The organism is Serratia sp. root2 (genome assembly GCF_031931805.1).
Classification (GTDB): domain Bacteria; phylum Pseudomonadota; class Gammaproteobacteria; order Enterobacterales; family Enterobacteriaceae; genus Serratia; species Serratia inhibens.
Genome location: NZ_JAUJXB010000001.1, coordinates 227603 through 254432, shown reverse-complemented (window position 1 = coordinate 254432; position 26830 = coordinate 227603). Strand labels below are relative to the sequence as shown.

General features: G+C 53.6%; 21 protein-coding genes and 3 tRNA genes. 12 read left to right on the top strand and 12 right to left on the bottom strand.

Features of this window, described 5'->3' with window-relative positions:
* Positions 1 to 388 precede the first annotated feature (388 nt).
* Together QZQ97_RS01180 and rsuA are read right to left on the bottom strand one after the other, a co-directional pair.
* Positions 389 to 1585, bottom strand: coding sequence for a Bcr/CflA family multidrug efflux MFS transporter (locus QZQ97_RS01180; RefSeq protein ID WP_311991876.1), 1197 nt, complete (start codon positions 1583 to 1585; stop codon positions 389 to 391).
* Between the two features lie 30 nt (positions 1586 to 1615).
* Positions 1616 to 2329, bottom strand: a complete 714-nt coding sequence (rsuA, locus tag QZQ97_RS01175) for a 16S rRNA pseudouridine(516) synthase RsuA (RefSeq protein ID WP_006317908.1) — start codon at positions 2327 to 2329, stop codon at positions 1616 to 1618.
* Between the two features lie 309 nt (positions 2330 to 2638).
* Here rsuA and QZQ97_RS01170 point away from each other — a divergent pair, with 309 nt between their 5' ends.
* Together QZQ97_RS01170 and rplY are read left to right on the top strand one after the other, a co-directional pair.
* Complete coding sequence (locus tag QZQ97_RS01170; protein WP_311991875.1) at positions 2639 to 4396, top strand: DEAD/DEAH box helicase; 1758 nt, start codon at positions 2639 to 2641, stop codon at positions 4394 to 4396.
* Between the two features lie 286 nt (positions 4397 to 4682).
* Complete coding sequence (gene rplY / locus QZQ97_RS01165; RefSeq protein WP_006317910.1) at positions 4683 to 4967, top strand: 50S ribosomal protein L25; 285 nt, start codon at positions 4683 to 4685, stop codon at positions 4965 to 4967.
* Between the two features lie 84 nt (positions 4968 to 5051).
* Here rplY and yejK read toward each other — a convergent pair whose 3' ends face one another.
* On the bottom strand, positions 5052 to 6062 hold the full coding sequence (gene yejK / locus QZQ97_RS01160; protein WP_004947114.1) for a nucleoid-associated protein YejK: 1011 nt from the start codon (positions 6060 to 6062) through the stop codon (positions 5052 to 5054).
* 177 nt (positions 6063 to 6239) lie between these two features.
* Between yejK and QZQ97_RS01155 the strand changes: the two genes are divergently transcribed.
* The 4 genes from QZQ97_RS01155 to QZQ97_RS01140 all read left to right on the top strand — a co-directional run bounded on the left by QZQ97_RS01155 (position 6240) and on the right by QZQ97_RS01140 (position 8807).
* Positions 6240 to 6467 (top strand): YejL family protein, encoded by a 228-nt coding sequence (locus QZQ97_RS01155; protein ID WP_006317912.1) that lies wholly within the window; start codon positions 6240 to 6242, stop codon positions 6465 to 6467.
* Between the two features lie 9 nt (positions 6468 to 6476).
* Positions 6477 to 8258, top strand: coding sequence for an LPS biosynthesis-modulating metalloenzyme YejM (gene yejM / locus QZQ97_RS01150; RefSeq protein WP_311991874.1), 1782 nt, complete (start codon positions 6477 to 6479; stop codon positions 8256 to 8258).
* 78 nt (positions 8259 to 8336) lie between these two features.
* Positions 8337 to 8413 (top strand) — tRNA-Pro (locus QZQ97_RS01145).
* Between the two features lie 151 nt (positions 8414 to 8564).
* Positions 8565 to 8807: a DinI family protein gene (locus QZQ97_RS01140; RefSeq protein WP_006326765.1), complete on the top strand. Its 243-nt coding sequence runs from the start codon at positions 8565 to 8567 to the stop codon at positions 8805 to 8807.
* Between the two features lie 93 nt (positions 8808 to 8900).
* Here the strand turns inward: QZQ97_RS01140 and QZQ97_RS01135 are convergent.
* The 4 genes from QZQ97_RS01135 to QZQ97_RS01120 all read right to left on the bottom strand — a co-directional run bounded on the left by QZQ97_RS01135 (position 8901) and on the right by QZQ97_RS01120 (position 11042).
* Positions 8901 to 8976, bottom strand: a tRNA-Thr gene (locus tag QZQ97_RS01135).
* A gap of 6 nt (positions 8977 to 8982) precedes the next feature.
* A tRNA-Ser gene (locus QZQ97_RS01130) sits at positions 8983 to 9070 on the bottom strand.
* Between the two features lie 156 nt (positions 9071 to 9226).
* Positions 9227 to 9556 (bottom strand): osmotically-inducible lipoprotein OsmE, encoded by a 330-nt coding sequence (osmE, locus tag QZQ97_RS01125; protein WP_006317915.1) that lies wholly within the window; start codon positions 9554 to 9556, stop codon positions 9227 to 9229.
* A gap of 67 nt (positions 9557 to 9623) precedes the next feature.
* Positions 9624 to 11042, bottom strand: a complete 1419-nt coding sequence (locus tag QZQ97_RS01120; RefSeq protein WP_311991873.1) for a PepSY-associated TM helix domain-containing protein — start codon at positions 11040 to 11042, stop codon at positions 9624 to 9626.
* Positions 11043 to 11208: 166 nt separating this feature from the next.
* On the opposite strand from QZQ97_RS01120, the gene QZQ97_RS01115 reads away from it, so the two are divergent.
* The gene (locus tag QZQ97_RS01115; RefSeq protein WP_311991872.1) at positions 11209 to 11649 is read left to right on the top strand and encodes a DUF2946 domain-containing protein; all 441 of its coding nucleotides are present in this window, start codon (positions 11209 to 11211) and stop codon (positions 11647 to 11649) included.
* 146 nt (positions 11650 to 11795) lie between these two features.
* Here the strand turns inward: QZQ97_RS01115 and QZQ97_RS01110 are convergent, their stop codons facing one another.
* Entirely contained in the window at positions 11796 to 12263 is a 468-nt protein-coding gene (locus tag QZQ97_RS01110) for a nuclear transport factor 2 family protein (RefSeq protein WP_311991871.1), read from the bottom strand.
* 113 nt (positions 12264 to 12376) lie between these two features.
* Here QZQ97_RS01110 and QZQ97_RS01105 point away from each other — a divergent pair, with 113 nt between their 5' ends.
* Positions 12377 to 12955: a TetR/AcrR family transcriptional regulator gene (locus tag QZQ97_RS01105; RefSeq protein WP_311991870.1), complete on the top strand. Its 579-nt coding sequence runs from the start codon at positions 12377 to 12379 to the stop codon at positions 12953 to 12955.
* Here QZQ97_RS01105 and QZQ97_RS01100 read toward each other — a convergent pair.
* Entirely contained in the window at positions 12949 to 13365 is a 417-nt protein-coding gene (locus QZQ97_RS01100; protein WP_311991869.1) for a VOC family protein, read from the bottom strand. The genes QZQ97_RS01105 and QZQ97_RS01100 overlap by 7 nt on opposite strands.
* Before the next feature lie 153 nt (positions 13366 to 13518).
* The gene (locus QZQ97_RS01095) at positions 13519 to 14637 is read right to left on the bottom strand and encodes a porin OmpC (protein WP_006317923.1); all 1119 of its coding nucleotides are present in this window, start codon (positions 14635 to 14637) and stop codon (positions 13519 to 13521) included.
* 815 nt (positions 14638 to 15452) lie between these two features.
* Between QZQ97_RS01095 and QZQ97_RS01090 the strand changes: the two genes are divergently transcribed.
* Genes QZQ97_RS01090 through rcsB form a run of 3 tightly spaced genes read left to right on the top strand, consistent with a single transcriptional unit; the run spans position 15453 to position 19974 of the window.
* Positions 15453 to 16607 carry an MFS transporter gene (locus QZQ97_RS01090; protein ID WP_311991868.1) on the top strand — a complete coding sequence of 385 codons (1155 nt, stop codon included), beginning with the start codon at positions 15453 to 15455 and terminating at the stop codon, positions 16605 to 16607.
* Positions 16608 to 16628: 21 nt separating this feature from the next.
* Positions 16629 to 19331, top strand: coding sequence for a phosphotransferase RcsD (rcsD, locus tag QZQ97_RS01085; RefSeq protein WP_311991867.1), 2703 nt, complete (start codon positions 16629 to 16631; stop codon positions 19329 to 19331).
* Positions 19324 to 19974 carry a response regulator transcription factor RcsB gene (gene rcsB / locus QZQ97_RS01080; protein ID WP_004947156.1) on the top strand — a complete coding sequence of 217 codons (651 nt, stop codon included), beginning with the start codon at positions 19324 to 19326 and terminating at the stop codon, positions 19972 to 19974. Before rcsD ends, rcsB begins: the two co-directional genes overlap by 8 nt.
* 53 nt (positions 19975 to 20027) lie before the next feature.
* Here rcsB and rcsC read toward each other — a convergent pair whose 3' ends face one another.
* Positions 20028 to 22898 (bottom strand): two-component system sensor histidine kinase RcsC, encoded by a 2871-nt coding sequence (rcsC, locus tag QZQ97_RS01075; protein ID WP_311991866.1) that lies wholly within the window; start codon positions 22896 to 22898, stop codon positions 20028 to 20030.
* Positions 22899 to 23068: 170 nt separating this feature from the next.
* Complete coding sequence (gyrA, locus tag QZQ97_RS01070; protein WP_311991865.1) at positions 23069 to 25720, bottom strand: DNA topoisomerase (ATP-hydrolyzing) subunit A; 2652 nt, start codon at positions 25718 to 25720, stop codon at positions 23069 to 23071.
* 212 nt (positions 25721 to 25932) lie between these two features.
* Between gyrA and ubiG the strand changes: the two genes are divergently transcribed.
* A complete protein-coding gene (gene ubiG / locus QZQ97_RS01065; protein WP_311991864.1) occupies positions 25933 to 26658 on the top strand; it encodes a bifunctional 2-polyprenyl-6-hydroxyphenol methylase/3-demethylubiquinol 3-O-methyltransferase UbiG in 726 nt (241 codons plus the stop codon).
* Positions 26659 to 26830 lie beyond the last annotated feature (172 nt).

Below are 26830 nucleotides of genomic sequence, written 5' to 3'. Positions count from 1 at the left end.
GTAACCCTTTCCCGTTGTGATCTCAACTCTTTTTTCTTGCAATACGGTTACTTTTTACCCTTCATAATTTTACATTGAAGAAACATTTAACTTCGACAATCGACGACTAAAAACAAATTAACTCATTGATTTAAAATAATCATAAAACAAATTACGGACCCTGTTCAGGCAAAGATAATACGGTGAAGCCCTATAATTACCTGAGTATCCCCTGCGCTTTTTTTAACAAAAAGCACACAGACTGCTCGCCGCCTATTTAATTAGCGCACTTATATTTAGCAACAAAATTCACGTTGTCAGAAGGATGGCCGACAGGTTCGGAAAAATGGCATAACAAAGGCTCAGCGCTAAGCCGGCCTTTGTTATGCAGGATAAAATCGCAGGAGGATCAGGCTACGTTATTGCGTGGACGGCTGGCATACAAATAGAACAGCACCGCTACGATGCTGCACAGCGCCATGGAGGAGACCATAGGCCAGGCGCTCTTGCCTGGTGCCATCGACAGTACCGCTCCCACCAGAGCACCGATGCTGAAGCGCAGCGTACCGGCCAGCGAGGACGCCGTACCCGCCATATGCGGGAAATCATCCAGGATCACTGCCATTGCGTTGGACGAAATCATGGCGATACAGCCCAGATAAACCGCCACGCCGAGTACCAGTGCCCAGAACCCCAGGCCAATGGCGCTTACCGCCAGCAGCCACAGCCCCATCGCCAACTGAACCAGCAGCCCCAGGCGGAACATGTTGATCGCTCCTCGCCGGCGAACGTTGCGGCTGTTGATCAGGGTTGTCAGGAACAAAAACACGATATTCAACGCAAAGTAGTAACCAAAATGCTGCGGAGAAACGTTATTCAATTCGATGTAAACGAACGGCCCGGCGCTGAGGAACGAGAACATGCCGGCAAACGAGAAGGCGCTGGCCAACATATAGCTCAGCACGCGCTTGTGGCGGAACAGCGAAGCGAAATTGCCCAAGGTAGTGCGCAGATGGAATTTCTGCCGCCGCTCTTTCGGCAGCGTCTCTTTAATAAAGAACGCGACCAGCAGCGAACCGATCAGCGCCGCTGCGCCCATGGTCCAGAAAATCGCATGCCAACTGAACCACAGCAGCAGCGCACCGCCGATCATCGGCGCCAGCAAGGGCGCGATGGTCATCACCAGGATGACAAACGACATCATGCGCGAAAACTCGTCCTTGGTGAACATATCGCGCATCAGGGCATTAATCACCACGCTGGCCGCCGCAGCCGACAGGCCGTGCAGGAAACGCAGGTTGATCAATTGCTCGATCGACTGCGCCATGGCGCAGGCGCCGCCGGCGATGGCGAAGATCAGCGTCCCCCAGAGGATCACCGGTTTGCGCCCTATGCTGTCCGACATCGGCCCATAGAATAGCTGCCCCAGGGCAAAACCGAGCATATAGGCGCTGAGCGTCATCTGCACGCTACCCGACTCGACGCCGAACTGCTTGGCTATCACCGGCATACTGGGCAGATACATGTCGATAGCCAGTGGCATCAGCATGGAAAGCAGGCCCAGAATAAAAATCAAACCGAGGTGAGATGACCGGTTCTGTTGCACGTTCAACGACTCCTTAATCAGCCGCAGCCATTAGTCCTGCAAATGTGGCGCGCCCACGCTGGCGATTTCTTCTTCAGTCAGCGGACGATATTCGCCCGGAGCCAAATCTTCATCCATCACGATGGCGCCAATCCGCTCGCGGTGCAGCTCAATAACCCGGTTGCCGACCGCCGCGAACATGCGTTTCACCTGATGGTAACGCCCTTCGCTGATGGTCAGACGCACCAGAGTGTCTTCAATTTTTTCCAGCTGCGCCGGACGGGTCAGATCTTTCTCATTATGCAACTGCACGCCTTCGGCAAACTGCTGCGCCGTATCTTCCGCCAACGGATGCTCCAGCGTGACCAGATAGGTTTTCTCACAATGATGTTTCGGTGAGGTAACGCGGTGCGACCACTGCCCGTCGTCAGTCATCAGTACCAGGCCAGTGGTGTCGATATCCAACCGACCGGCGGCATGCAGTTTATAAGCGACCGGCTCATCGAGGAAATACAGCACCGTCGGGTGATCGGGATCGTCCGTAGAGCAAACGTAACCCTGAGGTTTGTTGAGCATAAAATAACGTGGGCCGCTCAGCTGTTGCAGCGGGTTGCCGTCAAACGCCACCTCCTGCTCCGGGGTCAGTTTGACAGCCCCGCTCTTCACCACTTCACCGTCCACGGTGACGCGCTTTGCCCGAAGTTCACGCGCTACCAGCGCGCGGCTAACACCTAACTGCTGAGATAAAAACTTGTCCAGTCGCATTGAATCTGCTTTGCCTGTCGTTGTTATGATCGCATTGATCGTATTGCTAAAATATGACGCCCGCCGTTGCACCAGGTGCAACAGGGCAGGTTCGGAGAGGGGGAAACAGCGATTACTGTCACAGGAGTATAGCGGCGGAAACGGCCCCCTGACAGAGGTAATTTCCACGCTTCTCGCACCGCATGCGCTCAGAAGGCATAATAATAGAAATTTTTTAGCCGCCAGAGGAGTAAAATGTCACTGTTTCTGTGGGATCAAAGGTTGCAAAACCTGTTCCCGGCGGCCCATTTCAACCAACGGCGTTAATTCATGGCCTTTACTCTACGCCCCTACCAAGTGGAAGCGGTCGAAGCCACCATCAAACATTTCCGCCAGCATTCGCAACCGGCAGTGATTGTGCTGCCGACCGGAGCAGGCAAAAGCCTGGTGATCGCCGAACTGGCGAAGCGTGCGCGCGGCCGGGTATTGGTGCTGGCCCACGTGAAGGAGCTGGTAGCGCAAAACCACGCCAAATACTGCGCCTATGGGCTGGAGGCGGATATCTTCGCCGCCGGGCTGCAGCAAAAAGACAGCGCCGGCAAAGTGGTGTTCGGCAGCGTACAGTCCGTGGCGCGTAATCTGCCGCTGTTCGACGGCGCATTTTCCCTGCTGATTATCGACGAGTGCCACCGCATCAGCGACGACGATGACAGCCAGTATCAGCAAATTATTCAGCACCTGCAAAAATCCAACCCGCAGCTACGGTTGTTGGGACTGACCGCCACGCCTTATCGGCTGGGCAAGGGCTGGATTTATCAGTATCACTACCACGGCTTTACCCGCGGCGATGCCGGCAGCCTGTTTCGCGACTGCATTTATGAACTGCCGCTGCGCTACATGATCAAGAACGGCTTTCTGGTGCCGCCGGAACGGCTCGACATGCCGATTGTGCAGTACGATTTCAGCCGCCTGGAGGCCCGAAGCAACGGCCTGTTCAGTGAGGTAGATCTCAACCGCGAGCTGAAACAGCAAAATCGCATCACGCCGCATATCATCAGCCAGATCGTCGAATATGCCGAAACGCGCAAAGGGGTGATGATTTTCGCCTCCACCGTTGAGCATGCTCGTGAGATCCACGGCCTGCTGCCGGCCGGTGAGGCCGCACTGGTCAGCGCCGAAACGCCGGCCGCCGAGCGGGATGCGTTGATTGAGGCGTTCAAACAACAGCGGCTGCGCTATCTGGTCAACGTGGCGGTGCTGACCACCGGCTTTGACGCGCCGCATGTCGATCTGATCGCCATTCTGCGCCCCACCGAATCCGTCAGCCTTTATCAGCAAATCGTCGGCCGTGGGCTGCGGCTGGCTCCCGGCAAAGAGGATTGCCTGATCCTCGATTACGCCGGCAATCCGCATGACCTGTTTACGCCGGAGGTGGGCGTCAGCAAACCGCACAGCGACAGCCAGCCGGTACAGGTATTTTGCCCCGGCTGCGGCTTCGCCAACCTGTTCTGGGGAAAATGCACCGAAAACGGCGACATCATCGAGCACTACGGCCGCCGCTGCCAGGGCTGGCTGGAAGACGATGACGGCCATCGTGAACAGTGCGACTACCGCTTTCGTTTCAAGAGTTGCCCACACTGCGGTGCAGAAAACGACATTGCCGCACGCCGCTGCCACCAGTGCCAGGAAGTGCTGGTCGATCCCGATGATATGCTGAAAGCGGCGCTGAAACTGAAAGACGCGCTGGTTCTGCGCTGCGGCGGCATGGAGCTGCAAAACGGGCGCGATGAAAAAGGCGAATGGCTGAAAGCCACTTATTACGACGAAGACGGTACCAGCACCAGCGAACGTTTTCGCCTGCAAACGCCGGCACAGCGCAAAGCCTTCGAGATGCTGTTCCTGCGACCGCATCAACGCGCGCCGGGGGTGCCGTTCAGTTGGCAAACCGCCGCCGACGTGCTGGCCCAGCAGGCACTGTTGCGTCATCCGGATTTTGTCGTGGCGCGCAAACGCGGGCAATTCTGGCAGGTGCGAGAAAAAGTGTTCGATTATCAAGGCCGCTTCCGCCGTGCCAACGAGCTGTATTGATGCCCGCATCGCACAGATTCGGGAGGTTTCCATTGCCCTGTCGACGGCTTTCCGTTAAAATGCCGCCCGCTTTAGCTGGGTTCGCCCGGTGCTGAAGTGGGTTATACCCTATGAATTTCAAGTTGCGGTTAGGCACCCAGCTTACTCATCCTCTGGAGCTTACTTAGGTAAGTGACTGGGGTGAGTTAGTGCAGGTAACAACGCTGCGGCTTGAAAGGCAACGGGGAAATCGAACCTGTTACTGGGTCGCCTTAACAGGGTAAATTTTCTTTTAAGAGAAAAAACAATGTTCACTATCAATGTAGAAGTACGTAAAGACCAGGGTAAGGGTGCGAGCCGCCGCCTGCGTGTTGCCAACAAATTCCCAGCTATCGTTTACGGTGGCGAAGAAGCTCCAGTTTCCATCGAACTGGACCATGATTCTGTAAAGAACATGGAAGTTAAACCAGAATTCTACAGCGAAGCAGTAACTCTGGTTATCGACGGTAAAGAAACCAAAGTTAAAGTTCAGGCTGTACAGCGTCACCCGTTCAAGCCGAAACTGGCTCACATCGACTTCCGTCGCGTTTAATCGCAACGAATTCGAACCTTTCGGGACGCCGAAGTAGAAAACGCCGCAATTGCGGCGTTTTTTATTGTCCGCCATTCGGCGCGATTACTTGTTGCCACCGTTCAAACGGCGTTGCAACTGGTCGCGCAAATTCGGCGGCGTACCTTTAATGGTCAACGTATCCGTTGCCGCATCCCAAAACACTCGCTCACCCAGCAGCATGGCGTCAAAGTTCATGCTAATACCGCCGCCGCTGCCGGCGAACTTGGTCAACTGGCGCAAAGTCCCACGATCGGCCGGGAAGCTGTCTTCCAGTTGATAGCCCTGTTCGCTGGAAAATTGCAGGAAATCTTTCTCGCCCACCGGCGCGATCTCTTTCGACAACTCCTGCAGCTCGATTTCCTCGCCGGCCTGCAGCTGTTCGTTGCAATAGCTGTAAACCTGCTGGCGCACCGACTGGCGCTCATTTTTATCCAACTGAGCGTCGGCGCAATAGTCGTCAACCGCCTGCAGCAACCCCCGGTTCTGCGCTTTGGTGTCCAGCCCTTCGGCCGCCGCCAGGAAATCCATAAAGAAATCGGACACCTTGCGGCCCACCCGGCCTTTCAGGAAGGTCAGGTAACGAGTGGACTCCGGGTTGGTTTCCCACTCGGTCAGATCGATGCGCGCCACGATATCGGCGTGGTTGATGTCCAGATAATGAGTGGTGTTGATATCCAGCTCTTCGTTAACGCGCGAACTGTTGCGGCTGTTGAGCACCGCGATCAGCAAATACTCTGTCGATAGGTAGCGATACTGGCCAAAAAGCACCACGCCGCCTTCGGCAAACGGGTACTTGCCCAGTTCATCACGCAGACGGCCTGTCGCCGCACGGCTGAAGGCCAGAAAGTCCTTATCGTCCTTACGGCAGGTGCGCAGCGCATCCGCCAGCTCACTGCCTTCATTGAACAGGCCATAAGCCTTGCTCTTGGCACTGTAGACACGATGCAGCTCCTCCATCATCTCTTCCACCGCCGCATTGGTGGGAAGCAGAGAGTCGCGCAGCACCACGTCCAGCGTTTGTTCATCGCGTTTTACCAACTGGTGCAGAGCGATCTGGTCGATATCCAGACTCATGATAAATCCTCCTGTTCTTTGAGCGCGTATTCAAGCACTGAAGGCTTCGCCCTGCAACTGTAAAGCAGGATCGGCAAACGATCGTTACCTTAACGCCTACCACGCTATAAAAGAGCGGAAAATCACGGCTCTATACGGTAAGATATGGGACTTTGTCAGGCTTTGAGCGCAATTTTTATGCCACAATCATCCCGTTACAGTGACGAACACGTTGAACAACTGCTCTCTGAGCTGGTCAATGTTTTGGAAAAACACCATACTCCCACCGATCTTTCTCTGATGGTGCTGGGCAACATGGTAACTAATCTGATCAACACCAGCGTTGCTCCCGCGCAGCGGAAGACGTTGGCGAGATCGTTTGCAGAAGCTCTGCAAGCTTCTATTCGTGAAGACAAAGCGCATTAATAATTACTTATGGTGACAAACCGTCAGCGTTATCGTGAAAAAGTCTCCCAGATGATTAGCTGGGGGCACTGGTTCGCCTTATTCAATATTCTGCTCGCCCTCGGGCTGGGTAGCCGCTACCTGTTTGTCACCGACTGGCCCTCCTCCCTGTTGGGCCGGGTTTATGCCCTGGTCAGCTTGCTGGGGCATTTCAGCTTTATCGTTTTCGCCGGCTACCTGCTGGTGATATTCCCGCTCACCTTTGTGGTGATGTCGCAGCGGCTGCTGCGGTTTATTTCTGCCGCGCTGGCCACTACAGGGCTAACACTGTTGCTGGTAGACAGCGAAGTGTTCACGCATTTCCACCTTCATCTTAACCCGGTGGTGTGGGAGCTGGTGGTTAATCCGGATCAAAGCGAGCTGGCGCGCGACTGGCAGCTTATGTTCATCTGCGTGCCGGTCATCTTCCTGGTTGAGATGCTGTTCGGCACCTGGAGCTGGCAAAAACTTCGCAGTCTGAACCGCCAACATTTTGGCAAGCCGCTGGCCGTGCTTTTTATCAGCACCTTTTTTGCCTCGCACCTGATTTATATCTGGGCCGATGCCAATTTCTATCGCCCGATCACCATGCAGCGAGCCAACCTGCCGCTTTCCTACCCGATGACAGCGCGTAAATTCCTTGAGAAACACGGCCTGCTCGATCCGCAAGAGTACGAGCGCCGTCTGGTGCAACAGGGCAATCCGGAGGCCGTAGCGGTGGAATACCCGCTCAACGATCTCAGCTACAGCGACAAAGGCAGCGGTTATAACCTGCTGATGATTGTCGTGGATGGCGTTCGCGCCCAGGATATGACAAAGGATATGCCTGCCCTCGCCCGCTTCGCGCAGGAAAACGTTCGCTTCAGCGATCACTACAGTTCGGGCAATCATGCGGATACCGGCTTGTTTGGCCTGTTTTACGGTATTTCACCGACCTATCTGGACAGCATTCTCGCCGCGCGCAAACCTTCAGCCCTGGTGAACGCGCTCAGCGCCCAAGGTTATCAATTTGGCCTGTTCTCGTCAGACGGCTTTAATGCCAGCCTGTACCGTCAGGCGCTCTTGACCGACTTCTCGCTGCCGGCACCAGCCAGGCAAAACGATGCGGTAACCACACAGCAATGGCAGCGTTGGCTGAACGATCAGAACAACAAGGCTCCGTGGTTCTCCTATATCAATTTCCGTGGCGCTGAACCTGCGGCCAATGAAAAAACGCCGGCCCCTGCCGACTTTATTCAACGTTACCGCGCCGGCGCACAGGAAGTGGATACGCAGATTGCCGAAGTGCTCGACACGCTGAAAGCGCGTGGCGTTCTGGATAAGACAGTGGTGGTGATTACCGCAGAGCACGGTGTTGAATTTAATGATACCGGTAAAGGCTACTGGGGCGCGGGCAGCAGTTACAACCAACAACAGTTGCAGGTGCCGCTGGTTATCCACTGGCCGGGTACGCCGGCCCAGGCGATCAATAAGCTGACCGGCCATAACGATGTGATGCGCACGCTGATGCAGCGTTTACTGCACGTTAAAACGGCTCCTAATGACTACTCGCAAGGTGAAGACCTGTTTACCGCGCAGCGCAGGAATAACTGGATCGCCACCGGTGATAACAACCTGTTGATCATCACTACGCCAACACAAACCATGGTGCTGGACGGCAATGGCACTTATCGGGCGTACGACAAAAACGACAAAGAAATAAAAGACGAGAAACCGCAGCTTACCCTGCTGTTGCAGGTGCTGACTGACGTTAAACGCTTCATTGCCAACTAACTGCTTAAAATACAAGCAATCAGGCGCTGCCGCTCTTGCATTGATTTTGGTTAAGGGTAGTATAATTTCCCATAGCGTCGGCATGTAGCGCAGCTTGGTAGCGCACCGTCATGGGGTGTCGGGGGTCGGAGGTTCGAATCCTCTCATGCCGACCAAAAATCCCTAGAAAAACCAACCCATTTGTGGTTGGTTTTTTTATGTCTGCACTACCCGCCTGCTATACTGTATAAAATCCTAGCCCCCTCTTGCCAACACCCAAACACCGAGTCAAAATGCTGTATATTAAATCAGTAAGTCAGGTAAGCCATGTTTGTAGAATTAGTGTTTGACAAGCGCAATGTTGCCGGGCTGCCTAACGCAGCCGAAATTATTCGGACAGAGCTTGAGAAAAGAGTCCACGACTTATTCCCGGATGCCGAGGTGCGTGTAAAACCGATGCAAGCCAACGGTCTGAATTCGGACGCCAGCAAAAGCGATCGCGAGAAACTGAACCGTATGCTGGAAGAGATGTTTGAAGAGTCTGAGCAGTGGCTGGTAAACGAGATTTGATAGCGCCTGTAGGCCACAGTTCCCGAACCACGCCACTTAATGAATATTCAGATAAAAGAAAAAGCCCCAGCATTTCTGCTGGGGCCTCTTTTATGGTGCCGGCTACCGGAATCGAACTGGTGACCTACTGATTACAAGTCAGTTGCTCTACCAACTGAGCTAAGCCGGCTTAATTTGGCGGAAGGACAGAGATTCGAACTCTGGGAGCTGTTACACTCGACGGTTTTCAAGACCGTTGCCTTAAACCACTCGGCCATCCTTCCAATGGGCGCAGATATTAGCGATACCGTTATGAAATGTCTACTGTTTCATGCAAAAAAATGCAGTAAAAAGCGCATTTGCTTAAACTTCATGCGGCTGGCGGTTAAAAAATGAAAAACCCCGCCAAAGCGAGGTTTTATTGTTCAGCGCAGTAAGGCTTATTTAGGCTGAGAGTCGTAGTCTGAACAGGTTTGATATCCCTTGTTCATCACATGACCGGTGTCGCTGTAACTGACAAAATAAGTTTGCACTTTACCGTCGCGCGGCGCTACCGCATAAGTGTCGCAAGTCCCCTGCGCATTAACCAGCGTTGCAGAGGTTGACGGTGGGCCGGCAATTGCCCGTACCTGCTGTTTAGTCATCCCTACCTTTACATCGCTTACCACAGGTTCCTTCACATAACTGGCGGCCCTGTCATAAGCGGTACAGCCGGCAAGAATGGAAAATGTCGCTGCGGTGCAAACGGCTAAAACCAGCTTATTAGTCATGGTTTGTCCTCTTGTCGTACATTTGTTGTTCTCTAAGTGTAGAAGAGGAAAGGCTTTTCTACAAATTTCACTTTGTCGATAGGTGCGGTTCACTCCGCCGTACCATCACAAACCACAGCAGATCGCACAGCAAAAAGGCCAACAGACTAACGCCCATTACCGGTAAACAGGCCCCCAGTAGCAGCGTGAGGCCGACAATCAGCAACAGCGGTCCTTTGGGCGTTCTGCGCAGCAGCATAAAGGGTGAGCGCAGCAGTTTACGCGCTGCCCGTGTGGGCCGGCCGCGCCACCACATCAAATACCCCATCAATACCATCGCCACCAGCCCGGCGGCGAAAGCCACCAACACCAGCTCATTTGCCAGACCGAACAAGATACCCATATGCAGATCGATGCCCCAACGCGTCAACTTTGCCGCCAGCGGGTATTGTTCGAATCTGACCAGATCAACGATTGCCATCGTCGCGGGATCGATTGCCACGGCGTCAACCTGCGTCGGCCAGCTGCGATCGATCTCCATCACCGCCCAGGCTTGGCCTGCGGAGGCCGGTTGCTTGATTTCAACCCTGGCAGCATCAATGCCTGCCCCACGCGCGACTGCCAGCGCTTTGTCATACATGGCACGGTCCTGAGGCGGCTCAGCCATTGGCATGTGCATCATGTGGCCACGGTGTTCGGCATGCTCGTCAGCAGGCTGCTCACTCTGCCCGCCAAGTGCCATAGACAACGAAGGTGTCGCCCAACCCAGTTGCTGACGCAGCACGCCGATATTCTCACCGGCCCACTGTGACCAGGTCAGCCCGGTGGCGGAAAAGAACAACAGGCCGATGAGCAGCAACAGGCCGCTTTTCTCATGTAACCAACGTAAACCTTTGCGCCTATACCGCGTTTCCTTGTTCTTGCGCTTGCGCGCGCCCCAGAGGATCAAACCGCCCAGAGCAGCAATCCACAGCCAGGAAGCGGCCAGTTCACTATAATTGCGGCCAAAATCCCCCAGCAACAAACTGCGATGAAATTGATCCAACCAGGTGCGCAGCGGTAATATGCCACTGGTGCCATAAACCGTCATCGCGCCATGCGTTTGCGCCGTAACCGGATCAACAAACACCGCCAGCCGTTCCGAGGCCTGTAATCCCGCAACGTTAAACAACACACGAGTATTTTCGCCTTCGCCAGGTGACGGCCTTACTGCCGAAAGCGAAGCCTGTCGCGGTGCTAGCGCCTGGGCGGCGGTTATCTGCCTTTCTAACGGCAGTGTCGGCCCGGTGCTGTCGTTAAACAACTGCTGGGCATACAGGCGGGATTCAATTTGCGGCGTCAATGCGTAAAATATTCCGCTTAATGCGGCAATAAGTAAAAATGGCCCTACAAAAAGACCAATATAGAAATGAATCCGCATCATCAACGGAATAAACCAACTGCGGGTAGTTACCTGCTGATTAATATTCTGCGCAGCAGTAGGCAACGCAGAGGTGCGTTCAGACATAAGGGTTATCCGTGCTTAAATGGAATAATTCGAAATCTACCCGAATTATTTTCATTTAACAAACAGATTTCTTCGCTGTTTAGCTTAATTCTCATTAATGTTACAATGCAGGCACAATTACCGTCATCATCATTCATTTACCCTCTGGCTCTGGAATACATTCCTGGTGAAATTGTCCACTCAACATATGCGCGCACTAGCCTGGCTGGGCTTGTTCGCTATGTTGATGATTTTCATCGCACCGTCAATCTCCTCGCATATCTCAAAAAATAATAGTAATAACAAAGAGATGATCATGAACATGCCGATGGGCGGCGAGCATGACGAACATATGGCGATGATGAGCCATATGCCTGAAGAGAGCCCGCCTGCGGGCCACGACATGGCGGATATGGCCTCTGGCGCCTGTTTTGATCTCTGCGGCTATTGCAGCCTGTTGCACCACAACCCGCCGCTGATGGCTCCGATACCTGCGGCGCCGCCCCTGTCTGTTCAATGTGCGCCCCGTATTATTTCAGCTATTTACCTCGTTATTACTCTGGCCACTTTCCCATTTTACCAAACACGCGCCCCACCGTTATTTCCTCGTTCGACACAATCATTTTAATTCACATGTCTTATTTATTAAGGCAGGGTTTATTACGCCTAAAATAAACCCGCCTAAAGCATAATTAATTTTTACTCTCCAGACTGAAATACCCCCCTTATTCCCAATCGTCATATGGAGCTGCGGCCTATTATCAGTAACCGCGTTCAGAAGCCAAAATCACTCAGGGCCGGGATATCATCCGGCCGGCGACCAAGCGGCCAATGGAATCGGCGATCTTGTTCACGGATCGGCATATCGTTGATGCAGGCATGCCGATTTATCATCTGGCCATCCGGGTTAAACTCCCAGTTCTCGTTGCCAAAGCTGCGGTACCAGTTGCCGGAATCATCACGCCATTCATAGGCAAACCGCACTGCGATACGCGCGCCGTCGAACGCCCACAGTTCCTTAATCAACCGATACTCCAGCTCTTTAGCCCACTTGCGCTGCAAGAACTCGCAGACTGCCTCCCTGCCATCAACGAACTCCGCCCGATTACGCCAATGGGTATCTACAGAATAAACCTGCGACACACGTTCAGGATCACGGCTGTTCCAGGCATCCTCCGCCAAACGGACTTTCTCGATGGCTGATTCACGGGTAAATGGTGGTAACGGGGGTTTAATGCTCATTGCTCACCTCTGTGTTTAACGTTACGTAGACAGATCTGTCTACACAATTAAGCTAGCGCATGTAGACAGAGTTGTCTACAATCAATTCGGCAAATATTTTATGAGGTGTTCTGATGTCTGTTACAGCCAACGCTCTGCCTGCTCGCCAGCGCATCCTGCTGAAGGCGCACGATCTGTTTTACCGTGAAGGGGTGCGCGCCACCGGCATTGATCGCATCATCAACGAGTCTGGCGTGACAAAGGTGACGTTTTATCGGCACTTCCCCAGCAAAAACGATCTGGTTGCAGCCTTTCTGGCCTACCGCCATGAGCAATGGTTAGCCTGGTTTAGCCAGTCTCTGACGCGGCATGTTGCAACCCGAGGGGATGTGCTGTCGGCTTTAGTGCCCTGTCTTGAGGAATGGTTCAACGATCCGCATTACCGCGGTTGCGCTTTTATCAATACGGCGGTAGAGCTGGCGGATATGCTGCCGGAGAGCCTGAACATTGCACGGCAGCACAAGGGGCAGATGGCTGAGGAAATTGCACGTCATTTACCCGCCGGCCCGGAGCGTGAACAGCACGCGGCAATGCTGGGGATGCTGATCGACGGGGCAATCGTCAAAGTACAAATCGAGCAGCAGGCACAAAACACGCTGCTGCTGCTGAGTGGAATGCTTGAAGCGTTGGCACTGGCCTGGCCCGATCAGTAATTGGCCCAGATCCCCGGCGTCACCAGTTCCAACAGGTGGCCGTCGGGATCGCGGAAATAAATACTCTCCCCGCCATGTTCCCAGGTCATCCGCCCTTCTATCTCTATATTGTGCGCCGTAAGATGCCGCTCCCAATGCGGCAACTGTTCTTTCGCCACTGCCAACCCGATATGCAATGGCCCGTTGCCGTCGTGCGGGGGGATATACCCCTCCGGATAACGTGCCCCTTTAAGCGAATCGCCCTCGATAAACAGCAGCAATACGCTTTGTTCGCCCACGTTGTAAGCGCGAAAGCGCTCGTTGGCCACCATCGCCGGCAGCTGTAACACCTGTTGGTAAAAGGCATCGGCGCGTTCGATATCGCGCACGTACAGGACCGTTTCAATAACCCGATCTATGCTGAGCTTCATAATAGCCTCCTGAATTATTTATACAGGTAGAGCTTAGGTAAACAAGGCGGCTTTGAAATAGCAATCCGTGCCGGGCAAATAACCCTTTGTGCCTAATCGCAGGCAAAAAAAACGCGGCCCGAAGGCCGCGCGCTCACATTCACAGTCTGTTGCTTAGAACTGGTAAACCAGGCCCACTGCAACGACATCGTCGGTGTTGATGCCGGCGGCTTTGGTGAAGTTGTTGTCATCCAGCAAGTTGATTTTGTAGTCAACGTAGGTGGACATATTTTTGTTGAAGTAGTAGGTCGCCCCCACGTCAACATACTTCATAAGATCCTGATCGCCGTAACCGCGGTCAATGTCCTTGCCTCTTGACTGCAGATAAGCCACGGACGGACGCAGGCCGAAGTCAAACTGGTACTGTGCAACAACTTCAACGTTCTGTGCTTTGTTGGCATAGCCGTAAACAGAGCTGTCGCTGCTGCCGAAGCGAGTGGCGTTATAAGACTGGGTGTACATCGCCGCAAGGTAAACGTTGTTGGCGTCATATTTCAGGCCGCCGCTGTAGGCTTCAGCTTTATCGCCACGGCCAAGAATACCGGTATAGTTGCCGTTCACGCCATTTTGGTCGTTAGTGCGATCGGAAGAGAAGTAAGCGGCCGCCGCGCTGATGCCATAGCCCAGATCGTAAGACGCGGACATACCATAGCCGTCGCCGTTCTGTGCCAGCACGTCACGGCCATTGTTGGATTCAGTCGCGCTGTCATTTTTACCCTGATATTGCAGGGCAAAGTTCAGGCCATCGACCAAACCGAAGAAACCGGTATTACGGTAAGTCAGTACGCCGTTGGTGCGCTGGAACATGAAGTTGTCCGCACCGTAAGTGTCACCACCGAACTCCGGCAGAACGTCGGTCCATGCGCCGATGTCATACAGCACGCCGTAGTTACGGCCGTAATCCAGCGAACCGTAATCGCCAAATTTCAGACCGGCGAAACCGACACGGGTAAAGTTATTGTTGTCTTCACTTTCCGCACGGTTAAGGTTCGCCTGATATTCCCACTCGCCATAGCCGGTCAGTTGATCGCTGATCTGGGTTTCGCCACGCAGACCAAAGCGCATATAAGACTGGTCGCCATCGGAATTTTTGTCGTCGGAGAAATAGTGAAGACCATCGATTTTACCGAACAAATCCAGCTTATTGCCGTCTTTGTTGTAGATTTCCGCCGCGCCTGCTGTGCCTGCAACCAGCAACGCGGGTACTATCAGAGAGAGTACTCGAAGTTTCATCGTTATTATCCTCATTAATTATGTCGAGCTATGGCCACTGCCCTTCTGAGCATTATTAGCGCGACTGTGCATTACCATTCTGGTAACAGGGATTATATTAATCCAGAAAGAAAATGATACCAAGCATCTGATAGTGTTTCATTGTAATTAATAAATGATTCAAAATGTAAATACGCGCGAACTTCCACAAAACATTACAGACAAGACAAATACAGCACGTAATGATAAAAAATACATTAATATATTAAAAATCATATCGTTATACAAAAATATAAGAAAAAGCAGATAGCCATACAAAACTCATCAACAATAAGCACATTGTGCCAAAATCATCTCATCATTCTGGCGTTATAATTACCCCGCTATCATCATTATTTTCATTATTACCTTCATTATCTGTAAGATAATTTTCGTACATTTCGACCGGCTTCTGGCCGGTTTTTTTATTCCTTCACATTTTCATAACAACCATCCGAAAATCGCATTTTTCGCCAAGAAATAATAACCTGTCGATATCATTCCCTTAATTAACTGCAGCACAAATCGTTAACGCCCCTATTTTGACTATTGATTAATCGCATTACTTAAAAAGTGCTTAAATAGCGCTCTATTCAGGACTGAATGCGCTCAGGCTGTATTCTGATGGCCTGCCCAAATGCCCCACAGCGGAAGATGGCCGATGCTCTATAACGGGAGCGCCGGACCGGCTTCCCCCCTAACAGCAGCGCGAATCCTTTCGACCCGGATCGCGTATTGTGATAAAAACAGTCCATTACTTTCAGCCAGCACTTTTTACAACAGATCCTGATGCCCACATGACTTCTACCCTGTGCAATGAACAGCAAAAACCCGGCGTCCCGGCGCAAATAGCCACGCGTCTGGCCTTTTTTATCGCCGGTTTCGGCATGGCCGCCTGGGCGCCGCTGGTACCTTTTGCCAAAGCGCGGATCGGTATTGATGATGGATCACTGGGTTTGTTGCTGCTGTGTATCGGTGCCGGCTCCATGCTGGCCATGCCGTTGACCGGCTATCTGACCGGAAGGTTGGGTTGCCGCCCGGTGATCTTGCTCGCCGGCCTGGCATTGTGCATTGATCTCCCCTTGCTGGCGCTGATGGATAACACAGCCGGCATGGCGCTGGCCCTGTTGCTGTTCGGCGCAGCTATCGGCATGATCGACGTTGCGATGAATGTGCAGGCCGTGGTGGTAGAGCGCGCCAGCGGCAAGGCAATGATGTCCGGCTTCCATGGTTTCTTCAGCGTCGGCGGCATAGCCGGTGCCGGTGGCGTCAGCGTGATGCTATGGCTGGGGTTGTCACCCTTGCTGGCAACGCTGATTACCGTGCTGACCATCGCAGCCCTGCTGACGCTCGCCAGCCGCAATTTACTGCGTGAAAGCGGCGGCGAAGAAGGTGGGCCCATGTTCGTGCTGCCGCGCGGCTGGGTGATGTTTATCGGCATCCTGTGCTTTATCATGTTTCTGGCGGAAGGCTCAATGCTCGACTGGAGCGCCTTGTTCCTCACCACCCTGCGCGGCGTCGAGCACAGCCAGGCCGGTTTAGGCTATGCACTGTTCTCCATCACCATGACCATCGGCAGGTTGAATGGCGATCGGGTGGTGAACTCCCTGGGCAGATATAAAGTACTGTTGCTCGGCAGTCTATGCGCGGCTATTGGGCTGAGCCTGGCCATTGTCTTCAACAACGCGATGGTTTCGCTGGTCGGCTTTATGCTGGTTGGGCTGGGGGCCTCCAACGTGGTGCCGATCCTGTTCAGCGCGGCAGGCAACCAACAGGATATGCCGGCAAACCTGGCCATCGCCTCAGTGACGACCGTAGGCTATGCCGGCATTCTCGCCGGGCCGGCGTTGATCGGCTTCATTGCCCAGTTCTCCAGCCTGACGGTGGCTTTTGCCTGCGTCGCCGTATTACTCCTGGCGGTTACCGCCAGCGCCAGAGCCGTAACCCGTTGATTCAGGAATGTGCAGTTAACTATGCAAAACAAACAACTGACGATTAGCTCGAGCAATATCACCCGCTTCTTCCTGTTATTTACCGTTCTGCTGACGATTGCCATCGGCCTGTATGGCTACAACTATACCAACGCCTGGTTGGCGGAAAAAAAATATGCATTGAACGGCATCGCTAACGGTCTGCAAAAACGCATAGACAGCTATCGTTATATCACCTACCAGATCTACGATAAGTTCGGCAATACCTCTTCTTTAAGCAGCGATCCCAGCCTGCAGGAAACCCGCCTGCGCCCGGACGTTTATTATGTAGAAAAACCGCACAAAAAAACCGATGCGGTTATTTTCGGTAGCCATGACGACAGCACGCTGGCGATGATCGCCAGGATTTCAGATTACCTGGATACCCGTTGGGGCGCCAAGTCTGAAAACTACGCCATGTATTATCTTAACGGTCAGGATAACAGCCTGAGCCTGATCACCACTCAACCGTTGAAAGAGCTGGCTTCACGTTTTAGAGAAAGCTACCTGACAACATCGGCCGAGGATCGCCGGGCAGAAATGCTGCAACAGGCCAACATGCTGGACGAACGGGAAAGTTTCTCCAGCTTGCGTAAGCAGCGCTTCCAGAACGCCTATTCATTTTCAATTCGCACCACCTTTAACCAACCGGGACACCTGGCTACGGTCATTGCTTTCGATCTGCCGATTAACGACATCATTCCAATCAATATGGCGCGCTCCAACTTTATGTTGCTGCCTGATGAAACCGATTTGGATGACAGCACTCTGCCGGTGGAAACGACGACCAACGCCAGCGTATCGCTGAGCGCCAGTTGGGTAGAATTCAGCGCTCCGCTGCCGAATGCGCCGCTGAAAGTGGTGTACCGTGTCTCGGCCCTCAATCTGGCGATTGACCTGCTGCGCAACAATGTCTGGCTGATCGCCATTAATCTGCTGTTGTTGGCGCTGTCGATGATCGGCATTTATTCCATTCGCCGCCAGTACATCCGGCCGAGCGAAAGCATGGCGGTTGAACTGGCGGCCGAACGCGCGCTGAATCAGGAAATCATTGCCAGCCTGCCTTCCGGCCTGCTGGTGTACAGCTTCGCCAGCAATTCGGTGATCGCCAGCAATAAGATTGCGCAACATCTGCTGCCCCACCTCAGCCTGCAAAAAATCGCCCATATGGCCGAACAGCATCACGGCGTCATTCAGGCAACGGTCAACAATGAGGTGTACGAAATTCGCATCTTCCGCAGCCAGTTGTCACCGGAAACCTACCTGTTCCTGCTCAACGATCAGGACAAAGAAGTGATGGTGAATAAAAGGCTGCAGCAGGCGCGGCGCGAATACGATAAAAACGTGCAGGCGCGAAAACTGATGCTGCATAACCTGGGTATCGAACTGAACCAACCGGTGCGCCAGATGCACGATTTGGCCGATCGGCTGCGCACCCAGCCGGATGAAGAACAGCAACAGACGCTGCTGAACCAATTGGTCGCGGAATCGGCATCGGTACTGGGATTGATTGAAAACATAACCTTGCTTACCCGCCTGGAAACGCAAGACTGGCAGCCTTCTCGCCAGCCTTTCAGCCCTGCCGCTCTGATAGATGAGTTGCTGCTGGAGGCCCTGCCGGCCATCAATCAAAAAGGTCTGTCGTTGTTCAACCATGTCAATCTTGACGTCGAACAGCAATATATCGGTGACGCCAATGCGCTGCGCAAGGTGATCTCACTGCTGGTGCACTACGCCACCATCACTACCGCCTACGGCAAGATCTCGCTGGTGATCGATCATGAGCCGGAACACCAGGATCGCCTGGTATTCCATATCAATGATACCGGGTCGGGCATTTCCAACGAAGAAATCAGCAATCTGAACTATCCGTTCCTCAGCCAAACGCTGGTGGATCGCTTTAATCATGGATCTGGTCTCACCTTCTTCCTGTGCAACCAATTGTGCAAAAAGCTCAACGGACAGTTGGACATTCGCAGCAAGGTGGACATTGGTACCCGCTATACCATCCGTGTGCCGATGGAAATGGAGAAAAAGGACACCGAAGCGCAGGAGAAACTGCTCGACGGCGTGACCGCGCTGCTGGACGTCACTTCTGAAGAAGTACGCGGCATCGTCACCACGCTGCTGCACGCTTACGGCGCGAGTTGCATCATTGCCGACGACCGCCAGGTTAATCGCGACTACGACGTGCTGTTGACCGATACTCCGCAAAGGGCCGACGACTACACTCTGCTGCTGGCCGGCGATGAAGCTGGTTGGCAACAGCTTGAAAAGCGTTATATTCGGGTAAACTATAACCTGAGTGGCGCAATGATCGACGCGGTGCTAATGCTTATCGAACAGCAAATGGCCGCGCTGGATCAGGAGGAAATCGCGCTATCTTTGACTGCCAATGACATCCAACTCTATGAAAAACAATTGAAATCAAGTGATTACTATGGCCTATTCGTTGATACAGTACCCGATGATGTCAAAAAACTGTATACTGAGGCGGGCAGCAGTGATTTCGATGCTCTGTCACAGACAGCACACCGCCTGAAAGGCGTGTTTGCCATGTTAAATCTGCTTCCCGGCAAGCAACTGTGTGAATCGTTAGAACAGCACATCGCAGACGGTGATGCGCTCAAGATCGAGAATAACATCAGTCAGATTGATTTTTTCGTCAGTAGACTGCTGCAGCAAGGTAGCCAACAACATGAATAACCTGAACGTAATTATTGCTGATGACCATCCTATCGTACTGTTTGGCATCCGGAAGTCACTTGAGCAAATTGAATGGGTGAATGTCGTTGGGGAGTTTGAAGACTCAACAGCACTGATCAACAATCTGTCCAAACTGGACGCGAACGTCCTGATCACAGACCTTTCGATGCCGGGTGATAAATATGGCGACGGCATCACGCTGATCAAATACATCAAACGCCATTATCCGCAATTGTCGATCATCGTTCTGACCATGAACAACAACCCGGCAATCTTAAGCGCCGTGTTGGATCTGGATATCGAAGGCATCGTGCTGAAACAGGGTGCGCCAACCGACCTGCCGAAAGCGCTGGCCGCGTTGCAAAAAGGCAAAAAATTCACGCCGGAAAGCGTCTCCAAATTGCTGGAGAGAATCAGCGCCAGCGGCTACGGTGATAAACGTCTGTCACCGAAAGAGAGCGAAGTTTTGCGCCTGTTCGCCGAAGGTTTCCTGGTGACCGAGATCGCCAAGAAACTCAACCGCAGCATCAAGACCATCAGCAGCCAGAAGAAATCGGCGATGATGAAGCTGGGCGTCGAGAACGATATCGCGCTGCTCAACTACCTCTCTTCCGTCAGCATGGCACCGCTGGATAAAGAGTAAAACCTTCAGGGTTAACCGAGGGCGCGGCATTTTATGCTGCGCCCTTTTGCTTTCTAGGCGTCCTGCGACTCGGCGCGCATGCGACGCACCTGCTGGCTGTAGTACGCCAGCGTCTGTTCCAGAGTGTCCAGCGTGACCGGTTTCGACAGACAGTTATCCATTCCCGCCTCCATACAACGCTGTTTTTCCTCTGCCAGGGCATTCGCCGTCACGCCAATCACCGGCAAGGTAAAGTGCTGCTGACGCAGACGCTGGGTCAGGCGATAGCCATCCATGTTTGGCATGTTGACGTCGGTCAGCACGATATCGACGGTATTACGACTCAGTACGTCAAGCGCATCTATCCCATCGTTGGCGGTAACCACCTGATAACCCAGCGAGCTGAGCTGGTCGGAAAGCAATCTGCGGTTAATCGGATGATCATCCACCACCAGCAGATGAATATCGCCGTTGTCCACCGTACTGGCCTTGGTTGGCAACGGCAATTGCATCAAAGTGCTGCCGCTTTCGGTACTGGTGCCAAACAGCCGGTTGAGCAACGCGAGGGTTTCACGCGGCGTTGAGGTGCTATGCATCCAGTAACCCGGTCGGGTTTCCTGCGATGGGCCAATGTGCTCGATAGAAAACTGGATTTGCGCCAACAGCGGCGAATTGACCATCAGCGGATAGTCGCTGAGCATAACCTCTCCGGCCACCGTGTCCTGCTCCTGATAACGCAGCACCGTAGCGCCGTAGCCGCCCAGGATCTCCATCAGATAGCTTTCCAGCCGCTGGTTGCGAATGCTCAGCCACAGCGTTTTCCCTTGCCAGGTATCGCTGGCCTGCGGGATCGGGAACTGAGCGTTAAACAGAGGAATACGGATGGTGAACAGGCTGCCCAACCCCGGCTCCGATTCAACGGCGATATCGCCATCCATCATATTGATCAGTTTTTCACAAATCGCCAGCCCCAGCCCGGTCCCCTGGAAGTGACGCTGCACGCCGCTGCCCACCTGGAAGAAGGGGTCAAACAGACGGGTAATCTCTTTTTCCGGAATGCCGACGCCGGTATCGCGGACGCTGAACTCCAGATAGCTGCCGCGCGTGCAGACTTGCAGAATGATACAGCCGGTGTCGGTAAACTTAATCGCGTTGTTCAGCAGGTTGGACAAAACCTGCTGCAACCGCACGGGATCGCCGGAAATGCGCTCCGGCACGTTTTGTTCGATGAAACAGTAAAGCCCCAGCCGTTTCTTCACCACCAGCGGCAGATAGTTGCCTGCAATATGAGTGATCACCTCCAGGCAGGAAAACTCACGCGGTTCAATCTTCAACTGCTCGGATTCAATTTTGGAGAAGTCCAGAATGTCACTGATGATCTTCAACAGCAGCCCGGACGAGTTGTTCATGGCATTCACCAGGCGGTCAACACCCTGCGGCAGTGCCTTGGTTTGCAATAAATCGAGATTACCGATGATGCCGTACAACGGGGTACGCAGTTCGTGGCTGACGGTCGCGAGGAACATCGACTTGGATTGGCTGGCCTGTTCCGCCGCCGCCGCCATCTCCTGCAGCGACTCCTCCATTTTTACGCGTGCGCTGACGTCCACCAACACGCAGATCGCCACATCCTCGTTACGGTAGCGGGAGTGAACGAAGCTGATTTGCAGATTGTTGTTATTGCTGGTCATCACATCGACAAAATTCACCTGCTGTTCGCAGATAATGCGCGTAATGCGGTCACGGTCTTCGTGGGTCAGCAAATTGATGTAATTGTGCGCCAGCTCATTGCTCAGAATATTGGTGCCGTCGCTGATGCGCAAAATAAGTATCCCCACCGGCGCCGAGGCGACGATCTTGCGGTTGAACTGTTCATGTTCTTCCAGCCTGAAGGCGTTATTCTCCGCCGGCAGGAACATTTTGCGTTCAAACAGCCAGGCCAGGCTGAACAGCACAATGGCCGACAGCAAGTTCAGCAGCAGCGCATTGAGGATCAGCACCTTGAAGCGCTCGACCACACTCTTTACCGGCAGGGCATAAACAATGCTGAGCGACGAAGGCGGAAGTGCCTTCTTCATAATCAGATGGCGGTAATTATCATCATAACCAAAATAGGTGTGCGCATCCGGGTAACTACCGAGCGTCGCGGCAGAGCGTTCCCCTTCCGCCAGACGCAGTATGGGTTCATTATTCTCATCCAGCAGGGTCACGCCAATCGGCAGGTTGCCCGCCGAGACGAAATCTTCCAGCCTTATGGTCTGCTCGATGCCCAGCAACGCTTCCAGCTTGTTGCCAATATAGATTGGTGTGAGTACATACAGATAACCGATATCCGGCCGCTGTTGGCTAGGACTGATCCAGTACAGGTTATTGTCTTTATCCTGATTTTTGGCGTTGCGGTATTTTAGGATGCGCTCGTGCAGCGATTTCAACACGTTCTCGCGGTTAGGCACGGCATTGCCGCCACCGAACTCCGCCATGCACAGGCTGTCGCCGCCGATGAAAAACACCCGGTTGAGATCGTAGGCCGCGACGAAATTCTCTTTCCAATACTGGATCAGCCCGCTCAGCGAATTGAGCGAACTGCGGTAAGTGGTGTTAAGCGAACAGTTGGATTCCGGATACAGCGGAAGAAACTCCGGCGTACTGTTCTTGCCGGGGAATATCCCACTGAACATATCCAGGCTGCTGACCGAACCGTTAAGGCGATTTTCCGCCATATACTTGATATCCCGAATAATATCGGCAGAATGACGGATGTAACTCTGCGCCTGATCGAAATCCAGGCTGTATTCTTGCCGAATGTCAGTCTCTTTATCGTTCAGGATATTCAGGATATAGAAGGTCGTGAGCAGCGCGCCCAGCGACCACAGCATAATCGCCAGCACCCGGAACAGATAGCGGGATATTTTTAACGTGGTGCGAAAAGAAGCTAAATATTTCAATCGGATACCATGAAAAATTGAGTGACGGCCAGCGCATTCACGTCCGAGCCGGGCTTGCTGACTTTGGCACGGCAATTAAACCATAGAACTGAAAAAGGGCCTAGCATCGCTGCCAGGCCCTGTTTGCAACTGTAGGATCCGGGGTCAGCATCACGCCGCCCCCTTACCGCTTAGGCGTTATCATCTTCCGCATCATCTGCGGCTTCAGAATCATCGTCAGCGTCGTCCAGCGGTGCAGCGTCTTCTTCTGCTTCTTCCGCGCCCGGCTCAAGGCTGTCCAACTCTTCATCTTCCACCGGCTCGGCAACGCGCTGCAGACCGACGACGTTCTCGTCTTCCGCAGTACGGATCAGCGTAACACCCTGGGTGTTACGACCAACCACGCTGACTTCCGACACGCGAGTACGCACCAGCGTACCGGCATCGGTGATCATCATGATCTGATCGGTGGTTTCCACCTGTACCGCCCCGACAACCTGACCATTGCGCTCACTCACCTTAATGGAGATAACGCCTTGAGTCGCGCGCGACTTGGTCGGGTATTCGGTGACCGCGGTACGTTTGCCATAACCGTTCTGGGTCACGGTCAAGATATCGCCTTCACCACGCGGGACAATCAGGGAAATAACGCCATCGCCTTCGCCCAGATTGATACCACGAACGCCGGTGGCGGTACGGCCCATCGAACGCACCTGCGTTTCCGGGAAGCGCACCACTTTACCGTTGGCGGAGAACAACATGACTTCGTTGCTGCCGTCGGTCAGATCAACACCAATCAGCTCATCACCCTCGTTGAGGTTGACTGCGATGATGCCGGCACTGCGCGGGCGGCTAAACTCGGTCAAAGCGGTTTTCTTCACGGTGCCGCTGGCGGTTGCCATAAACACGTGACGCCCTTCTTCATACTCCCGCACCGGCAGAATGGCGGTGATACGCTCATTGGCTTCCAGCGGCAGCAAGTTGACGATTGGGCGACCGCGAGCACCACGGCTGGCTTCAGGCAGTTGGTACACCTTCATCCAGTACAGGCGGCCACGGCTGGAGAAGCACAGGATCGTATCGTGGGTGTTGGCCACCAGCAGGCGATCGATAAAGTCTTCTTCTTTAATACGTGCGGCTGATTTGCCTTTACCGCCACGGCGTTGCGCTTCATAGTCGCTCAGCGGCTGATACTTCACGTAGCCCTGGTGCGACAGCGTAACGACCACGTCTTCCTGATTGATCAGATCTTCGATATTGATATCTGACGTGTTGGCGGTGATCTCGGTGCGGCGGCCGTCGTTGTACAGCTCTTTGACAGCCATCAGCTCTTCGCGGATCACTTCCATCAGACGATCCGGGTTTTCCAGAATAAAGATCAGCTCAGCGATGAAAGTCAGCAGCTCTTTATATTCGTCCAGCAGCTTTTCATGCTCCAGGCCGGTCAGTTTCTGCAAGCGCAGATCCAGAATCGCCTGAGCTTGCTGCTCGGTCAGGTAGTATTTGCCGTCACGGATGCCAAACTCCGGCTCCAGCCACTCAGGGCGGGCTGCGTCGTCACCGGCGCGTTCCAGCATCGCGCCCACATTGCCCAGGTCCCAGGCTTGCGCAACCAGCGCGGCTTTAGCTTCCGCAGGCGTCGGTGCACGGCGAATCAGTTCAATGATCGGATCGATGTTTGCCAGCGCGATGGCCAACGCTTCCAGGATATGGGCGCGATCGCGAGCTTTGCGCAGTTCGAAGATGGTACGGCGGGTCACCACTTCACGGCGGTGGCGGACAAACGCCTGCAAAATGTCTTTCAGGTTCAGCAGTTTTGGCTGGCCCTGATGCAATGCCACCATGTTGATACCGAAGGTAACCTGCAACTGAGTCAGCGAGTACAAATTGTTCAGTACCACTTCACCGACCGCATCGCGTTTGATTTCAACCACGATGCGCATGCCGTCTTTGTCGGACTCGTCACGCAGCGCGCTGATACCTTCCACGCGTTTTTCTTTTACCAGCTCGGCGATCTTCTCGATCAAACGCGCTTTGTTCACCTGATACGGGATTTCGTGAACAATAATGGTTTCGCGACCGGTTTTGGCGTCGGTTTCTACTTCGGCGCGAGCGCGCAGGTAGATTTTACCGCGCCCGGTGCGGTAGGCCTCTTCGATGCCACGGCGGCCGTTGATGATCGCCGCAGTCGGGAAGTCCGGCCCCGGGATGTGTTCCATCAGGCCTTCGATGCTGATGTTTTCATCATCGATGTAAGCCAGGCAGCCGTTGATAACCTCAGACAGGTTATGCGGCGGAATGTTGGTAGCCATGCCCACAGCGATACCCGACGAGCCGTTAACCAGCAGGTTCGGGATCTTGGTTGGCATGACGGCCGGGATCTGCTCGGTGCCATCATAGTTAGGCACGAAGTCGACGGTTTCCTTTTCCAGATCCGCCAGCAATTCGTGAGCAATTTTGGACATGCGCACTTCGGTATAACGCATCGCCGCGGCGGAGTCGCCGTCGACGGAACCGAAGTTACCCTGACCGTCCACCAGCATATAGCGCAGTGAAAACGGCTGAGCCATACGCACGATGGTGTCGTATACCGCGCTGTCACCGTGTGGGTGGTATTTACCGATCACGTCCCCGACGACACGGGCCGATTTCTTGTATGGTTTATTCCAGTCGTTACCCAATACACTCATCGCGTACAGAACGCGGCGGTGCACCGGCTTCAGTCCATCACGAACATCTGGCAGCGCACGTCCGACAATGACGGACATCGCGTAATCCAGATACGAGTTTTTCAACTCGTCTTCGATGTTTACCGGTGTGATTTCTCTGGCAAGGTCGCTCATGGAGCTGCTATCCCTCTACTAATGATTCATCTGCCCGCTGCCATAGTGGCAAAGGTGTAAAACTATATCACAAAGCACGCTTTACGGGAAAATAACCGCCGCTGTTTCGCTGAAATTGTGCATATATGTGCGGTAAAAATGTATCGGCGCAGACGGCGCTGCGCCGATGCATGTATAATCCGCGCAACGAGAACAAGGAGCCAAACACGCCCATGAATGCAGAATCATCCAACCAAACGCAAAACGTTGACCATCAGGAAATCGCCAAGTTCGAGGCAGTAGCCTCACGCTGGTGGGATTTGGAAGGTGAATTCAAACCGTTGCACCGTATCAACCCGCTGCGGTTGAACTATATCCTGCAGCGCGCCGGCGGCATTTTTGGCAAAACGGTGCTCGACGTGGGCTGCGGCGGAGGCATTTTGGCGGAAAGCATGGCGCGCGAAGGCGCGCAGGTGACCGGGTTGGACATGGGCACGGAGCCGCTGCAAGTCGCCCGACTGCACGCGCTGGAAAGCGGCGTGAATGTCACTTATGTGCAAGAAACGGTGGAGAGCCACGCGCAGGCCAACCCGCAAGGGTATGACGTGGTGACCTGCATGGAAATGCTGGAACACGTTCCCGATCCGGCTTCGGTGGTGCGCGCCTGCGCTCACCTGGTGAAACCGGGCGGCCACGTGTTCTTTTCCACCATTAACCGCAACACCAAAGCCTGGCTGATGGCGGTGATCGGGGCGGAATATATTCTTAAGATGGTGCCTCAGGGTACACATGACCATAAGAAGTTCATCCGCCCTTCTGAACTGCTCGGCTGGGTCGATGGTACGCCACTGCGCGAAAAACACATGATTGGCCTGCATTACAATCCCGTCACCGACCATTTCAAACTTGGCCGCAACGTTGATGTGAACTATATGGTACATACTCAACACGAAGGATAAATATTCCGGCCCGCACCGGGACTGGCTCCGCCGGATCCGGTGCGCATCTCCATCCGAATAAATGCCCGATTTGCGACCTTCGATCAAAATTGCCGTTGTAAACGGTTTTTAAGAAAATTAAATCAGATCAATATCACGTTTTTTTCTAACGTTTAATAAAGCGGCAAACGAT

Coding starts and splice junctions, on each gene's coding strand:
- rsuA (WP_006317908.1), bottom strand. CDS start 2,329: ATGCGACTGGACAAGTTTTTATCTCAGCAGTTAGGTGTTAGCCGCGCG.
- QZQ97_RS01170 (WP_311991875.1), top strand. CDS start 2,639: ATGGCCTTTACTCTACGCCCCTACCAAGTGGAAGCGGTCGAAGCCACC.
- rplY (WP_006317910.1), top strand. CDS start 4,683: ATGTTCACTATCAATGTAGAAGTACGTAAAGACCAGGGTAAGGGTGCG.
- yejK (WP_004947114.1), bottom strand. CDS start 6,062: ATGAGTCTGGATATCGACCAGATCGCTCTGCACCAGTTGGTAAAACGC.
- QZQ97_RS01155 (WP_006317912.1), top strand. CDS start 6,240: ATGCCACAATCATCCCGTTACAGTGACGAACACGTTGAACAACTGCTC.
- yejM (WP_311991874.1), top strand. CDS start 6,477: ATGGTGACAAACCGTCAGCGTTATCGTGAAAAAGTCTCCCAGATGATT.
- QZQ97_RS01140 (WP_006326765.1), top strand. CDS start 8,565: ATGTTTGTAGAATTAGTGTTTGACAAGCGCAATGTTGCCGGGCTGCCT.
- osmE (WP_006317915.1), bottom strand. CDS start 9,556: ATGACTAATAAGCTGGTTTTAGCCGTTTGCACCGCAGCGACATTTTCC.
- QZQ97_RS01120 (WP_311991873.1), bottom strand. CDS start 11,042: ATGTCTGAACGCACCTCTGCGTTGCCTACTGCTGCGCAGAATATTAAT.
- QZQ97_RS01110 (WP_311991871.1), bottom strand. CDS start 12,263: ATGAGCATTAAACCCCCGTTACCACCATTTACCCGTGAATCAGCCATC.
- QZQ97_RS01105 (WP_311991870.1), top strand. CDS start 12,377: ATGTCTGTTACAGCCAACGCTCTGCCTGCTCGCCAGCGCATCCTGCTG.
- QZQ97_RS01100 (WP_311991869.1), bottom strand. CDS start 13,365: ATGAAGCTCAGCATAGATCGGGTTATTGAAACGGTCCTGTACGTGCGC.
- QZQ97_RS01095 (WP_006317923.1), bottom strand. CDS start 14,637: ATGAAACTTCGAGTACTCTCTCTGATAGTACCCGCGTTGCTGGTTGCA.
- QZQ97_RS01090 (WP_311991868.1), top strand. CDS start 15,453: ATGACTTCTACCCTGTGCAATGAACAGCAAAAACCCGGCGTCCCGGCG.
- rcsD (WP_311991867.1), top strand. CDS start 16,629: ATGCAAAACAAACAACTGACGATTAGCTCGAGCAATATCACCCGCTTC.
- rcsB (WP_004947156.1), top strand. CDS start 19,324: ATGAATAACCTGAACGTAATTATTGCTGATGACCATCCTATCGTACTG.
- gyrA (WP_311991865.1), bottom strand. CDS start 25,720: ATGAGCGACCTTGCCAGAGAAATCACACCGGTAAACATCGAAGACGAG.
- ubiG (WP_311991864.1), top strand. CDS start 25,933: ATGAATGCAGAATCATCCAACCAAACGCAAAACGTTGACCATCAGGAA.